This is a genomic window from Sporosarcina newyorkensis, assembly GCF_900167515.1.
Lineage (GTDB): Bacteria > Bacillota > Bacilli > Bacillales_A > Planococcaceae > Sporosarcina > Sporosarcina newyorkensis.
Window position 1 is genome coordinate 399,139 of record NZ_FUYJ01000002.1, and the last position, 14,845, is coordinate 413,983.

At 39.9% G+C, this 14,845-nt stretch carries 13 protein-coding genes; 12 read left to right on the top strand and 1 reads right to left on the bottom strand.

The genetic code is table 11. From position 1 onward, the window contains the following. The first annotated feature begins 341 nt into the window (after positions 1-341). Positions 342-587 carry a hypothetical protein gene (locus B5D59_RS06160; protein ID WP_078817275.1) on the top strand — a complete coding sequence of 82 codons (246 nt, stop codon included), beginning with the start codon at positions 342-344 and terminating at the stop codon, positions 585-587. 121 nt (positions 588-708) lie between these two features. On the opposite strand, the gene B5D59_RS06165 is transcribed toward B5D59_RS06160, so the two are convergent. Next, a complete protein-coding gene (locus tag B5D59_RS06165) occupies positions 709-981 on the bottom strand; it encodes a hypothetical protein (RefSeq protein WP_078817276.1) in 273 nt (90 codons plus the stop codon). Between the two features lie 890 nt (positions 982-1,871). Here B5D59_RS06165 and B5D59_RS06170 point away from each other — a divergent pair. From B5D59_RS06170 to B5D59_RS06220, 11 genes are all read left to right on the top strand, one after another. Then, positions 1,872-3,230 (top strand): reverse transcriptase domain-containing protein, encoded by a 1,359-nt coding sequence (locus B5D59_RS06170; RefSeq protein ID WP_078817277.1) that lies wholly within the window; start codon positions 1,872-1,874, stop codon positions 3,228-3,230. 811 nt (positions 3,231-4,041) lie between these two features. Further along, a complete protein-coding gene (locus B5D59_RS06175) occupies positions 4,042-4,809 on the top strand; it encodes an IclR family transcriptional regulator (protein ID WP_078817278.1) in 768 nt (255 codons plus the stop codon). Between the two features lie 154 nt (positions 4,810-4,963). Then, positions 4,964-5,593 (top strand): bifunctional 4-hydroxy-2-oxoglutarate aldolase/2-dehydro-3-deoxy-phosphogluconate aldolase, encoded by a 630-nt coding sequence (locus tag B5D59_RS06180; protein WP_078817279.1) that lies wholly within the window; start codon positions 4,964-4,966, stop codon positions 5,591-5,593. A gap of 33 nt (positions 5,594-5,626) precedes the next feature. Then, positions 5,627-6,655: a 2-dehydro-3-deoxygalactonokinase gene (locus tag B5D59_RS06185; protein ID WP_078817280.1), complete on the top strand. Its 1,029-nt coding sequence runs from the start codon at positions 5,627-5,629 to the stop codon at positions 6,653-6,655. A gap of 16 nt (positions 6,656-6,671) precedes the next feature. Then, entirely contained in the window at positions 6,672-7,685 is a 1,014-nt protein-coding gene (locus B5D59_RS06190) for a tripartite tricarboxylate transporter substrate binding protein (RefSeq protein ID WP_078817281.1), read from the top strand. 59 nt (positions 7,686-7,744) lie between these two features. Next, positions 7,745-8,188 (top strand): tripartite tricarboxylate transporter TctB family protein, encoded by a 444-nt coding sequence (locus B5D59_RS06195; protein ID WP_078817282.1) that lies wholly within the window; start codon positions 7,745-7,747, stop codon positions 8,186-8,188. A gap of 15 nt (positions 8,189-8,203) precedes the next feature. Next, entirely contained in the window at positions 8,204-9,679 is a 1,476-nt protein-coding gene (locus B5D59_RS06200; RefSeq protein ID WP_078817283.1) for a tripartite tricarboxylate transporter permease, read from the top strand. A 12-nt stretch (positions 9,680-9,691) separates the two neighbouring features. Next, positions 9,692-10,840 carry a galactonate dehydratase gene (gene dgoD / locus B5D59_RS06205; protein WP_078817284.1) on the top strand — a complete coding sequence of 383 codons (1,149 nt, stop codon included), beginning with the start codon at positions 9,692-9,694 and terminating at the stop codon, positions 10,838-10,840. A 25-nt stretch (positions 10,841-10,865) separates the two neighbouring features. Continuing rightward, positions 10,866-11,849: a 2-hydroxyacid dehydrogenase gene (locus tag B5D59_RS06210; protein ID WP_078817285.1), complete on the top strand. Its 984-nt coding sequence runs from the start codon at positions 10,866-10,868 to the stop codon at positions 11,847-11,849. Between the two features lie 997 nt (positions 11,850-12,846). Continuing rightward, a complete protein-coding gene (locus B5D59_RS06215; protein ID WP_078817286.1) occupies positions 12,847-13,074 on the top strand; it encodes a hypothetical protein in 228 nt (75 codons plus the stop codon). A 507-nt stretch (positions 13,075-13,581) separates the two neighbouring features. Next, complete coding sequence (locus tag B5D59_RS06220) at positions 13,582-14,400, top strand: DUF3800 domain-containing protein (RefSeq protein ID WP_078817287.1); 819 nt, start codon at positions 13,582-13,584, stop codon at positions 14,398-14,400. Positions 14,401-14,845 lie beyond the last annotated feature (445 nt).

A 14,845-nucleotide genomic window follows, 5' to 3' on the forward strand; every position in this document is an offset into this window, starting at 1 on the left:
CTTTGTTGGGCGTGAGTGGTAAAAAGTCTTTTAGTTATGTATAGCAGTATTCCGACCAGCAAAATTTTCAATTCGGTGAATGGATTGAAACCTCGGTTTCCGATTTCCTTGCTTCGTTATACAGCCATCCCCCAGCAACTTCCCGCAAATCCGGTGATATAATTGCTTGCTGACCTCCATTAAACTCAACAGCTTATAGGAAAGCTTGTTCTATTATCCTATGTTTGCCGGCTTAACCCGACTTGGAACATCAGGCAGACTATCTAGCTTGTTTCCAGTAGATAATCTACCTGATTAGCCGATATAAACAGTACTACTTAATGAAAAAGGAGACGACGGTTATGTATGAAAACTCCAAAGAGGAACTCGAACTGCTTAAACAGCAACTGGAGCGAGTTAAGCAGCAAGATCGGGTCCTTGCAGAGATTGAGATGCGGTTGAATAAGATGAAGAAGATGAAGAAGATGAAGAAGATTGTAGAGTACGCGGCGGGTTATCAGCTGTCAGGGGAAGAGAGTGAACTGTTGAATAAGCAGCTGCGTGAACATCAGGCGGCGATTCAGTCGCTGGAGAATTATTTGGCGTAATTTTGGTGGGAAGTCCTAGGTCTCCACACAATTAATCAAAAGAACCATCCTTTGCTGTTGTAAGCGAAGGATGGTTCACGAAAAAATAAGCGCAGTTCATCTAAATTAAGCTATTCCTCATTCATTGTAATCGTCTTAAATCACGAAGATCCGTCTCTTGCTCAAGCGATCGCATTGCCAACGATTCCAAAATCTTATCTTGGCGTTCCTGTCCCCGTTTCAAAGAAGCAAGCTCGCCATGTAGTTTATGAACATCCAGTGTGCGTGCTTCCACGTGGGCATCCTTTTCATCCTGCCGGTCGAAGATAGCCTTTGTGAGTTGCGTATTCTCTGATAGCTGTGACTTGATAGAAGTTAGCTCGTCTGCTATTTGTTCCAGCAACGTTATTTCCATAACCTCTCATCCTTTCTTAAGCATAATACTTTTCCTGTTAACTTCCAATTTGACGATTGAATTTATAGTTAAGTTGAGTTAGATCTAGAAACTTATAATAACACGCATTGCGTGAATTTCAACGGCGTGTCAAGAAAATCCACGTTACATAAAGGGTTATGCGAATGATCTCTGGATTTTTGAATACTGTATGCGATTTCATTCAAATACAGTTTTGAATTCTGTTTAAATTTTGTAGAGACCTGGTGCCACAATTAAAAAACGTGGTTTCAAGACTCCGGTGAACATGTGTATCCCATAATCCATACAGGACAGTTAAGTTGCCAGTATTAGTGAGATACACCTGTGCAAGATACAACCAAGAAACTAATCTGACTTATATATACATCCCGCACACTAAAACAATAATCTCCAACTTGCTTGTGATTGCTCAGAAACGAGCCAACAGAAATCCTCAATATTATCCCTTAAAGATAATTTGAAACTTTGCAAAAGTGTGGTATTATTGAAGTGCTTATAACAATGGTTATAAGGTCACTTGTTTCAACGAATCGATCTTCTGGCTTGTAAACAGACAAGGATAACCAGCTGAGCGACAGGAAGTTGAAATAGTTGCCAACGATTCCAATTCCTTGAGGTGAAGGTCACAAACGACTCTGAGCACAATCATGGACAGGCAGCTCCAATCTCCTGAGGTAATTATAACAAGTATCTTGATTAGTTTAGATAGCAGTGTCCCGTGGTAAACGACGGCCTAGGCCGCGGCAGACTATGGCCTTCACTGGTAGCTTTCAATTGATAATTGACAGCTGGTAGTGGGTGTGCTGAGCAGGTAGCATTCAAGAACTGCATTGATACCTGCTTTGCTCTATTAAAAGGAGTGACGCACCTTGATATACAAAAAAGAAAAACACGGTTATAAAGCAAAGAAATATATACACTTTGATGATAAAAGAAAATTTAACGGTAAAACAGAAAGTTATGTAAGCAATCACAAGAAAATTCAAACACATAACTTTTACCCGTTGATCCGATATATTAGCAAGACCGAAAAATATGTTTTTGATGAATCGCGTCCTGACAGTCGTCCCATTAAGACTAAAAAAAGGATGATTATGTATGCGAGTCATTTAGATAATTTTATTTATAAGTATTATGGAGATAAGTTAAATGATGCCTATAATAATTGGGTTCGGAAAAGATCTATAGATGAAACCTCGATTGCTTATCGTTCTAAAAAAGGGGAAAAAGGAAAAAGTAATATCGACCATGCTGCTGCTGTCATTAACAAAATAAAGAGTTTCGGGTCATGTTACATAATGATAGGAGATTTTAAAGGTTACTTTGATCAAATAAAGCACAGGAATTTAAAAGACAAAGTACTTAAAGTTATGGAAATCAAAGGAGATCAGCTACCGAGGGATTGGTATAAAGTATTTCGTTCAGTCACTAAATACTCTTACTATAACCAAAAGCTTCTTCATAAATATGTAGGATCGCCCAAAGAGCTAAAACAACAAAAAAAACATAAATATTTTTTAACTTCAAAAGACTTTCGTGGTTTCAGAACCATTTATAAGCCTACTACTAATGAGGAGAAATATGGAATTCCACAAGGTACAGCTATTAGTGCTGTTTTGTCTAATGTTTATGCCATTGATTTTGATGAACAGGTAAATCAATTGGTGCGTAAATATGGAGGGATCTATAGGAGATACTCTGATGATTTTATAGTAGTAATACCTGAAAACGGCGGTATTGAAGTAACAGAATTTAAGTCCATACAGGATGACATATATTCTTTAGTAAAATTAAATGGAATGTATATTGAAAAAAATAAGACAAAGTCTTTCATCTATAATAGGAATTGTATTGAGGACTTTTTCACTTCCTCCCCGACACGGATGGATTATTTAGGCTTTGTCTTTGATGGGGAAACTGTAGAAATGCGTGCGAAAAGCCCTTCAAAATTTTACCGTCATGCAAAGAGATTAATTGCAAAAGCGAAAAACACTATGGAAAAGCAAGGCCTAAACAAGTTACCCTATAGAAAGCAAATTTATAGGTTGTACACTGACTTAGGGATAGATAGAAGACCCTACGGGAACTTTATAACATACGCTACAAGATCGCAAGAAATTTTTGATGAAATTTCTCCACAGACTGATAATTTGATGTTGAAACAAGTAACCCACAGGAGAGAAAAGATAAATAAAATGCTAGGTTATACAGTAAGTCACACTAAGTAAACGCATATTATTCTGTACGAATTACTGTCTACAAATTAATATTGACGAAGTTTTTAGTGCAGGGTGTTTGCTAGACAATTCAGACGCTACTCTATTTTGGCAATCTGTACAACAAATGTATGCCTTCCTGAAGCGGACAACATAACAATAAAACTATCCTTTGTCGTCGTAAGTAAATGCTGGGTTACAAAAAAACGTAGTTAGGGATAAGTACTAGGTCACTGCATAACTCAGACACTACACTGAATCGTATACATTTCACACTCTAAAACAATAATTAACCAGCTGGCTCACCGTTAATCCGATTTGTTGCCGTATACTACCGGTTTTTTTACACTGGAAATCTTGAATTCTAATTTGATACGCGCTCATTTCTGACACTACATAACATTTTTTGTGAATAGCTGAAACAATGGCGCGTGACACACAATTATACCTTCATGGCAAATAAGTGTAACCAACTTGTTTAGTTTTTCATTAATCTCCGCAGTCGGCTCTAAGAGAGAAATCATTGAGGGTAAGTAGATTTAAAAACTGTTCACGGAACTGTCGAACCTTTCCTTACAACAAGATACTAATCTACTTGGTGCGTATCTGCCACGGTCCCCACAAATCCAGATCAATTATCGAAAAGGATAGCCCTCTGCTCTAAAAATTAGAAGCAGCAGGGCTATTTGTGCAGCGTGCTGAAAAGGTACGTATTTTTTTATATTATACGCTTGCCTAAAATCTTGTTTTTTTACTGTATACCCGTATAATGATGATAATAAAACGTCGTTCCTTAATGGGGAACTTGGGAGGTTGTTAGTAAATGAGAGAAGTAGGAACTGTACAATCAGTTGACCGGGCATTACTGATCCTGGAAAAACTTAAAGAAGCTCCAAAAGGTCTCGGTGTTACTGAGTTATCGACGGAGTTAAAAGTATCGAAGAGTACAGCGCACCGGTTATTAATGTCATTGCTCAAGAAAGGATTCGTGCGACAGGATCCCGAAAATCAGAAATATATACTTGGCCTGAAGCTGATCGAATTCGGCCAGACTGTTACAGATCATCTGGATATCCGTAACATAGCATCCGGGCATCTCCGACAGCTGGCTGAAAAAGTAGGAGAGACAGCCCATCTAGTGATTAGAGAACGGTCAGAAATTGTGTATATTGATAAAATTGAAAGCTCTGCAACAATCCGGATGTTTTCTAATATCGGAAAACGTGCCCCTATGCACTGTACAGGAGTTGGCAAAGCCATTCTTGCATTCTTGCCTCACCAGGAAATCGTTACGATTGTGGAGGAAAAAGGATTAGAGGGGTTCACACCGAAGACGATCATCGAGCTTGACGCACTGCTCGATCATTTGGAGATGATCCGGAACAGAGGCTACTCGATAGATGATGAAGAACATGAGCTGGGTATCAAATGCGCAGCTGCTCCCATTTTGAACTACAAAGGTGAGGTGATTGCCGGCATAAGTGTAGCAGGCCCGATTATGAGGGTAAGCGAGGAAAAGCTTGAAGAAATGGCGGCAGAAGTACTCAAAACATCAAAAGCAATTTCTATGGATTTAGGGGGAGTTATTTAGAAAATATTAATTTTGAATTGACTTTGTTTTTAGTTTAGCTATATAATTGTATAAAGTAATTAAGTGAAACGTCGTTCCTTATTGAGGAACGACTAAAAAATAATCATTTAATGAAACGGTGTTCCTTATTAAGGAATAGAGAGGGAGCGTTAGAATGAATTCGATTCTAGAGAGAATAGCTAATGAAAAGATTGTAGCCATCATCCGCAGTCAATCGTCTGAGAAATTAGCAGAAACTGTCGGCAGCCTTTATAAAGGAGGAATCCGGACCGTTGAAATCACAATGAACACCCCTGGCGCCCTGAAAAGCATAGAGGATATGAAAGCGCTTTACCCTGACTTGATCATCGGGGCTGGCACTGTCCTGGATTCAGAAGCAGCTGTACTGGCAATAAATGCAGGAGCCAGTTTTCTATTGGCTCCTACGCTTTCATCAAAAGCGATTGAAGCATCAAACCGGTATGATGTTCCATTGATTCCTGGTGTTTTTACACCTACCGAGGCTCTGACTGCGTATGAATATGGAGCCAAAATGGTTAAAATATTCCCTATTCGAAATTTAGGGCCGGGTTTTCTGAAAGATCTTAAGGGACCACTGCCATTTGTCCAAACAATGGCTGTAGGTGGGATTTCTCTTGATAATGCCAAAAGCTATTTAGAGGCTGGTGCATCATCTTTGGGAATCGGCAGCTCACTTGTGGATGACAAATTGGTTCAGACAGGCAACTTTGAAGAAATTCAGCGGCGAGCATCACAATTTGTAGAGGTGGCACGCCAAGTATAGACAGCGAGATGAATACAGAAAAGCGGTGATGAAATGTTTACCATCCTTATTGACTCGGGAACAACCAATTCACGAATCAGACTGATCGAAAGCAGTAAGAACTTGATAACAGATATTGAAAAAGTTCGCATCGGTGTCAGGAATACAGCGATTGAGGGAACGAATGAAGGACTGAAAAATCATTTACATAACGGTATTGCAAATTTACTGGAAAGAAATAATTTATCTGCAGCTAATATCGAGTATATAGTAGCTTCAGGGATGATTACCTCTAAACTAGGAATTCTTGAGGTGCCTCATCTGACTGCGCCTGTTACTGCAGAAGATTTTGCAAAGAATTCTCAAGTCGCGATATTAGACGAATTTTTTAATATTCCCTGTATTTTTGTACCGGGTATGAGCAACTATGCAGCAAATGTGGCTGATCAGGTTGATCAAATTAATCAATTTGATGTAATGCGGGGAGAAGAAGTTGAATCTCTAGGTTTATTAAAGCAATTGGAATTAGAAGGGAGAGGGATTTTGGTATTGCCGGGCTCCCATACAAAGTTTGTGATGGTGGATCGAAATCGTACACTGTCTTCCTGCCTATCTACATTGGCTGGTGAAACACTGATGGCCATTCAAAAAGAAACTATATTATCTGATTCGGTGAGCTCAAAACTGGTTCAATCAGTCGATGAAAGTATGTTGCTTAAAGGGTTCAGAGCGGCGGAAACGCATGGTCTTACCCGAAGCTTTTATCATGTTAGACTGCTGGAGCTTTTCACAGATGTAACGGATAACGAAAGAGCCAACTATTATGCGGGTGCAGTAATCCATGAGGATCTGAAATCTCTTCTGAGTAGTGTTCATGATAGTAAAGATATTGAGTGGGTTGTAGTTGGCGGATCTAATCCTTTACGAAGCTTATTTACTATTCTGCTGAAGCATTTGGGTCCAAAATGGAATGTAATTGAGGCAAGTGATTTGCAGGTTGAATACTCTCTTGTATTGGGCGCACAGGAAGTTGCTGAAAGAATTGATCAGAATTTATTCAAAAATTGTAAAAAACATATATAATTAGGGAGGTAATTGTATGAAGAAGAGTATGAAGTGTATCGGATTGTTTATTGTGTCAGTATTGATGCTGGCAATCGCAGGATGTGGAAATGACAAATCGGAAAATGCAAGTGACAGTGCCGGCTCAGGTGACAAAACAGACTTCCCGTCGAAAGCCATCACGATGATTTCACCTACATCAGCCGGCGGTGGAACAGACGCGACTGCAAGAGCGTTGGCGGCAGATGTTGAAAAGCACTTGGGACAGTCTATTGGCGTAGTTAATAAGCCGGGTGGCAGTGGTTCTGTCGGAATGACTGAAGGCGCTAATGCGAAACCGGACGGCTATACAGTAACTATGGTTATTGCAGAATTAACAATGCTTGAACATATGGGCGTTTCCACGTTGAATCAGGACCAGATGAAAGCGGTTGCTATGATCAACTTGGATCCAGCGGCACTTACAGTTCCTGCAGATGCACCGTATGATACATTGGAAGAATTTATTGATTATGCTAAAGAGCATCCTGGTGAACTTCAGGTCGGTAATGCGGGAACGGGCTCTATCTGGCATGTGGCTGCTGAAAGTTTAGCTAAGAATGCAGACATTGAATTAAACCACGTACCATTTGAAGGAGCTGCACCTGCTGTAACAGCTTTGGTCGGTGGACATGTGGACGCAGTCACAGTCAGTCCGGCAGAAGTAAAAACTCAGCTGGATGCCGGTAACTTGAAGACCCTTGCAATAATGTCTGATAAGAGATCAGATATTATTCCTGACGTACCGACATTTACAGAAGCAGGCCTTGAAAGTGAAACAATTGCCACTTGGAGAGGGATCACAGTACCAAACGACACACCGGATGAAATTGTCACAATTCTGCAGGATGCTTTCTTGAAGGCAGCGGATGAAGAGGGCTTCAAAAAATTCATGAGCAGTAATGGATTGGGAATTGAATTGAAGAAAGCAGATGAATTTAATGCGTTCATGGATGAAAACTACGATTATTACAAAGAGATGTTTGCAGAGTTGGGCTTAGGCAATAAATAAAGATTGGGACTTCCCAATCTTTGTTTTTTCACTATTTAATAGAAGTGAGGTGTGTGGCTATGAAGGTTCCGCATATAACGAGTGGGATTATTTCTATCTGTTTAGGCGGGTTGTTTTACTATTTGACTCTGGACTTTCCTAAATTAAACACTGCGGATACGGGGGCGGCATTTTTGCCCAGAATATACTGCGGTTTGTTGATTCTTTTTGGGATTATACTATTAATTCAGGGGATACGGGATCATTCGAAAAATGAAGAAAGTTCTCAAACAGTTAGATACGCATTGATCGCGATGGTCATTGTGCTGGCTTATATTTTGGTCATTCCCTATATCGGTTTTTATGTATCCACAGCTTTAACGATCTTCAGTTTGTTGTTTTTTTCTAAAGTCCGTAAGGCTGTTACGTTGGTGAGTGTTCCGTTAGGGGCCGTTTTGTTTGTCTTTCTTGTATTTGAAAAACTATTGAAAGTTTCGATTCCCATGGGATCTTTATTCTTATAAAAAGGCGGTGATTAAATGAGTTTATTAATGGAAGGTATAGTTAATATTCTTCACTGGGATGTTCTTCTTTTCCTGACTTTTGGTACTTTATTAGGGATTATCATTGGATCCCTGCCCGGTCTAACTTCGACTATGGGGGTCGCGCTGATGCTGCCTTTGACTTTCGGAATGGATGCGGTGACCGGGATTTTATTACTGATCGGGGTCTATTTTGGTTCAGTGTACGGAGGCTCACTGACCGCTATTTTAATCAATACACCGGGTACCCCCGCTTCTGCAGCTACTGTAATCGACGGGTACCCGCTTACTCAGAAGGGAAAAGCACAGAAGGCGCTAACAGTATCAACACTGTCTTGTGCAATTGGTGGTCTTGTCAGTGTAATTGTACTCATTTTAGTTGCACCGCAATTAGCTAATTGCGCATTAAAGTTTAGCGCGCCTGAGTCTTTCGCTTTGGCGCTATTTGGCTTGTCGATTGTATCCAGCATCGCCGGAGATTCACTTGTGAAAGGATTAATGGCCGGAACATTGGGACTGCTGATCGCCTCAATCGGATTGGACCCAATCGGAGGCTTTCCACGTTTTACATTTGGAATGTCGGAATTGTCTTCCGGTATTAATTTTATTCCTATTATGATCGGACTGTTTGCGGCTTCTGAAGCTTTTAAATCAATGGAAGACATATTCACTGAAAATAAAGTGAAAGTGACTATTGATAAAGTGAAATTAAAGTGGCTGGAGTTTAAAGGATTGATTGGTACCATTCTCCGTTCCGCAGGTATTGGGACTTTTACAGGCATGGTTCCGGGAGCTGGAGCGGATATTGCAGCTTTCGTCGCCTATAATGAAGCGAAACGATTTGCCAAAAATAAAGAGGAGTTCGGCAAAGGTGATCTGCGTGGGGTAGCAGCGCCAGAGGCAGCGGGAAACAGTGTAACTGGAGGAGCTATGATCCCGTTATTGACTTTGGGGATTCCCGGAGATGCGGTTACAGCAGTTTTATTGGGAGCGTTAATGGTGCAGGGGTTGCAGCCCGGTCCAATGTTATTTGAATCGAATGGGCCAATCGTTTATACGTTATTTGTGGGAATGCTGTTGGCGAATGTACTGTTATTGGTCTTTGGTCTGCTTGGAATTCGTTTGTTCACAAAAGTGCTGTTAATTCCACAAACAATACTCACGCCGCTGATCCTTATGTTATGTGTGGTAGGTGCCTATTCATTAGGAAATAATTACTTCGATATAGTTGTAATGTTTATCGCTGGTGTAGTAGGTTACTTTTTTAAACGGTTTAAAATTCCAGCTTCACCCGTCATTTTAGGGTTGATCTTAGGACCGATGTTGGAAAGCAATTTCCGAAGAGCTTTGGTTATGTCGCAAGGGGACTTGAGTATTTTCTATACAAGACCTATTACGGTCGTTCTATTAGTGATTGCGGTTATTACTCTGTTCACACCGTTATTTTCGAAAAAATTATTTAAAAAATCATAAGGAGGAGTATAGATGAAAATTACAAACTTTGAATTGTTTCAGGTGCCTCCCAGATGGCTGTTTCTCAAAATAGAAACAGATGAAGGATTGGTAGGCTGGGGAGAGCCTGTCGTGGAAGGGAGGGCCCATACTGTAAAAGCTTGTGTAGAGGAATTGATGGAATATTTAATAGGGAAAGACCCGATGAATATAGAGGATCATTGGAATAAGCTGTACCGGTCAGGATTTTACAGGGGTGGTCCTATTCTAATGAGTGCACTATCAGGAATTGATCAGGCGCTGTGGGACATTAAAGGGAAGTTTTTCAATGCGCCTGTTCATCAATTAATGGGTGGCGCTTGCAGAGATTCTATTAAAGTATATTCATGGATTGGAGGAGACCGTCCTTCTGATGTAGGAGTGGCAGCCAAGTCTATAGCTGATGCGGGTTTTACTGCCTTGAAAATGAATGGGACGGAAGAATTGCAGTATATTGACTCGTTTGAAAAAGTGGATCAAGTACTGGAAAGAGTAGCCGCTGTAAGGGATGCTGTAGGGGAATATATAGGAATAGGCATTGATTTCCACGGCCGTGTACATAAGCCGATGGCAAAAATACTGGCTAAGGAATTGGAGCAATTCAGACCTATGTTCATTGAAGAACCCGTACTTACCGAGAATATGGAAGCTCTTAAGGAAATCGCTCAACATACCGCAATTCCGATTGCAATGGGCGAAAGAATGTATTCTAGATGGGATTTTAAAAATATATTAAACGATGGCTATGTAGACATTATCCAGCCCGATTTGTCGCATGCCGGTGGAATCACGGAAGTAAAGAAAATTGCCGGTATGGCTGAAGCATATGATGTGGCTCTTGCCCCTCATTGTCCGCTTGGTCCGATTGCTCTAGCTGCCTGCCTACAAGTGGATGCAACTTCTCATAATGCGGTCATACAGGAACAAAGCTTGGGAATTCATTATAATAAAGGCAGCGATTTATTAGACTATATTACTGATAAATCTGTTTTTGACTATAAGGAAGGCTATGTCGCAATCCCTAAAGCTCCCGGTCTGGGCATTGAAATCGATGAAGATTATGTGAGACGGCAAGCCAAGATAGGACATAATTGGAAAAGTCCTGTGTGGAGACATAAGGATGGTAGTATAGCAGAGTGGTAACAGTTGAATAGGAGGGAAGTTCTGTATGAAGCCCAAAGTATTTATTGCTAAGCCCATACCTCAAGAGGTGGAAGATTATATAGCACAACACTGTGAGTATAAAATCTGGAACAAGGAAGAAGCGATTCCAAAAAGTGAATTGCTGAAGGAAGTAGCTGAAGTAGAAGGACTGATGACTCCAAAAGGGGTAATCACGAAGGAGTTCTTAACATATGCCCCTCACTTGAAGGTTGTGAGCAATATTGCAGTGGGATACGATGCGTTTGATACGGAGGCGATGAGAGAAAGACGGGTCATTGGCACACATACTCCCTACGTGCTAGATGACTCGGTCGCTGATTTGGTATTTGGACTGCTGCTTTCCGCGGGAAGAAGAATTGTAGAATTCGACCGCTATGTCAAAGAGGGTAAATGGGAAAAGCCGTTGGATAGCCGGGAGTTTTACGGGAAGGATATTCATCACGCGACAATAGGTATTATTGGATTGGGCCGTATCGGGGAAAAAATTATGAAACGGGCAAGTGCCGGTTTCGATATGAAAGTTCTTTATCATAATAGGTCACGGAAAATAGAATTGGAAAACCAATACGGCGTATTATATAGAGACATAGATGATTTGTTAAGGGAGTCTGATTATGTGGTCGTTATGCTGCCTCTTAATGAATCTACAACTCATATTATAGGCAAAGGGCAGTTTGAGCTCATGAAAAATGATGCGGTCTTCATTAATTGTTCGAGAGGAAAAGTGGTCGATGAACAGGCTTTGATTTCTGCTTTGCAGAATAATGAAATCCGTGCTGCCGGGCTCGATGTATTTGAAATAGAACCTATAGAAAAAGATAACCCTCTGTTGAAGATGAATAATGTTATTACATTGCCTCATATAGGTTCCTGCACCAACAACACCCGATTCGATATGGCTATGACAGCTGCAGAAAACATGGTGGCAGCCCTTACGAATCAAACTCCTCCAAATGTTGTGAAGGAACTACAAGACTTAGTAAAATGAAGTTAAATCGAGGCTTTAGTGGTGTCATCTTTCTGACGCCATTGAAGCTTTTATTAAAAAGTTACTAGGTTCCCGCACAACTAATCCTCAATTCTGAATTTCAAACATCATTGGGAAGTGTAACTGTCATATAATTCAGACTTACATAAATTTCACTCTCTAAAACAATAATCCACTAGCTGGCTTCCCGTTAACCCAGTTTGTTGCCGTATACTAGCTAGTTTTTCGCGCTGGACATCTTGAATTCTAATTTGATAAGCACTCATTTCTGACACTACAGCACAATATATTGTAATTAGCTTAAACAATGAAGCGTTACAAACAATTTTACCCTCATGACAAATAAGTGTATCCAACTTGTTTAGTTTTTCATTCATCTCCACAGTCGACTTTAAAAGGGAAATCGTTGATGGTAAGTAGATAGTCGTTCGTTTCGAAACCGTTTTTCGTTCACAACTTTTAGATGTTCATCATCCTGATACCAGCAAGACAATGCCTCCTCGTTTAAATAGTGATTTAGGAATTGAAAAGGCACTTCCTTCTTGCCGGCAGGTTACCACGTTTGATATAGCTCGGTAATTACTTCATGCGCCTTTGATTGTAATGTGTAGCATTCCGAGAAATTTGTTTGAGACGTGGATCTACAACTCATTTATAAACAGGGGAGTGAGCGGTAAAAAATCTTTTAGTTATGAATAGCAGTATTCTGCCTAGTCAAAATCTTCAATTCGGTGAATGAATTGAAACCTCGATTTTCGATACCTTTGCTTCGTTATACAGCCATCCCCCAGCAACTTCCCGCAAATCCGATGATATAATTGTTTGCTAACCTCCATTAAATTCACCAGTTAATGGGGATGTTCGTTCTATTATCTTATGTTTGACGGCTTAATCCTACTTGGATCATCAGGCAGATTATCTAGCTTGTTTCCAGTAGATAATCTGCCTGATCAGCCGATATAAAAAGTACTACTTAACTTAAAGGAAGACGACATCTATGTATGAAAACTCCGTAGAGGAACTCGAACTGCTTAAACAGCAACTGGAGCGGGTTAAGCAGCAAGATCGTATCCTTGCAGAGATCGAGCGCAAGTTGCATGGGATGAAAGAGATTGCTCAGTACGCCGCAGAGCATCGATTGTTAGCTGATGAGCAAGAGAGGTTGGATAAGCAAATGCAAGAACATCAGAATGCGATTATGTCGTTGGAGAACTATCTGTCTTAAATAATAGTAGTTGTTCAATTTTACTAATCCGCAATCCCTTACTGATTTATTGCAGATGACAGCACAAAAGAATTAATTCACTGTAATTAATCAAAAGGCATTTGAGTAGATTGCTTAGGTCTACAAGAATGCACATGAAGTGAATTTGGAAAAATAAAGAAGCGTAGGGTCCAATAGGAAGTGTGCTGGTTTGAATGCCACCTTCCACTTGTTTGTCGTTGTTTAATGTTTATATTTGGTACGCGTATTTATTCAAAGGTATGACATTCAATCTGAAAGTCACATGGATATTGAATCTTTCGATAAACAATATATGGAACAGGTGTGATATAGTGGGGACAAAAAGTTCCTTTTCTGAAAAAAAGAAACGCATGCGCGAGTGGCATGAGTTTCTTTCACGAGATACGCTAACGCGTGTTCAAATGACACGAGTTATACGCATACATATTATTATGTTACTAATCTTAACAAGTATACATACAGTCTGTCAAGAAAGTGGTGGGTTTTGTGAATGGAACTAAAAGTACAGAGATCATTATTTGCTTCGATGAAAGCGGTAAACAGAAACAAGATCCCATTCAATTAATGGGGGCAGTTAGTATTCCTTCAATTGTTTACAATCATCCTAACCACGCTGACATTCATGCGCTAAATGATAAGTACAAATTTCATTGGACAAGTTATGGAGGCTACTCTAAGGATCGGGAGGGAATAGAGTTACTATTTGAGCTGCTAGAACCTTTAGTCCCTTACATACAAATAAACATTATACATTATTCAAGAAATAAGCTAGATAGCCAAGCAGGATTGTTCACATCAGCTTACTCCTCAAAACAGAAAATCCTAAGTGATATGATTTACACAAAGTTGCCTGAAAGAATTTTTTATGGTTTGTTGAGAGGATATGGTGAACAAAATCAGCTGCATGCAAAAATATTTATCGAGGATGCGACCGAGTATCGCTCCAAACATCTCGATGTGCATGTGAAAGATACTCTGAACATACACTCACTTTATCGAGGAGAGTATTTTGTCATAACTGAATGCCATTATCGTTCGAAGGGAAAAGAAATTGGAGTAGAGTTAATTGATTTGCTATTAGGCATGGTCGGTCTCATATTAGATAATCCGGTTGCTCCGGGGACCAAGAAAAAGGCTAAGATTGCCTTGGTGCTGAAATTATTAAAGAATGATAAATTACAACCTTTAATAAATCGCTTAAGATTATTTCAGTTGAATCATTCTAACCAGTTGGTAGAAGTTGATTTCAATTATAGTATTAAATTGTTCATCAATCGAAATTTTAATGACTACCTTAAAATATAAAAATTGTGTAATGGTGATGTAGAGGGCGGCTCTTCTAATATACGAAAGTAGAAGGTGGAAGTCTAGAACGATTTTGGAGTGTTCTTGTATTATCCGATCGGTTGCCAGAGTAATGTGAATGTTGAATGACTTAACTCATTAAGTGCTAATTTCCTTATTTGAGCAGAAATTGATTGCTCAAATAAAAGACATTCTGCATGGTCAAAATCAAAGTGCAGCCGAGGTGGAGATTCAAATACTCAAAAGCAATTTTAAAACCTTTCCAAACTTAAAGATTATGCGAGCTATACGAATAAGTCGCTACTGTTGCATAAGCATAGAAATGGTTTTAACTTGCCTAGACACCACAAAACTAAAACAGGCCCCGTGGATGAATAAGCAAACGCGCCTATCGAAATAGTCATGTCTGTTTTGCGCACAGACAAGCATGAGAAATGGAACGGAA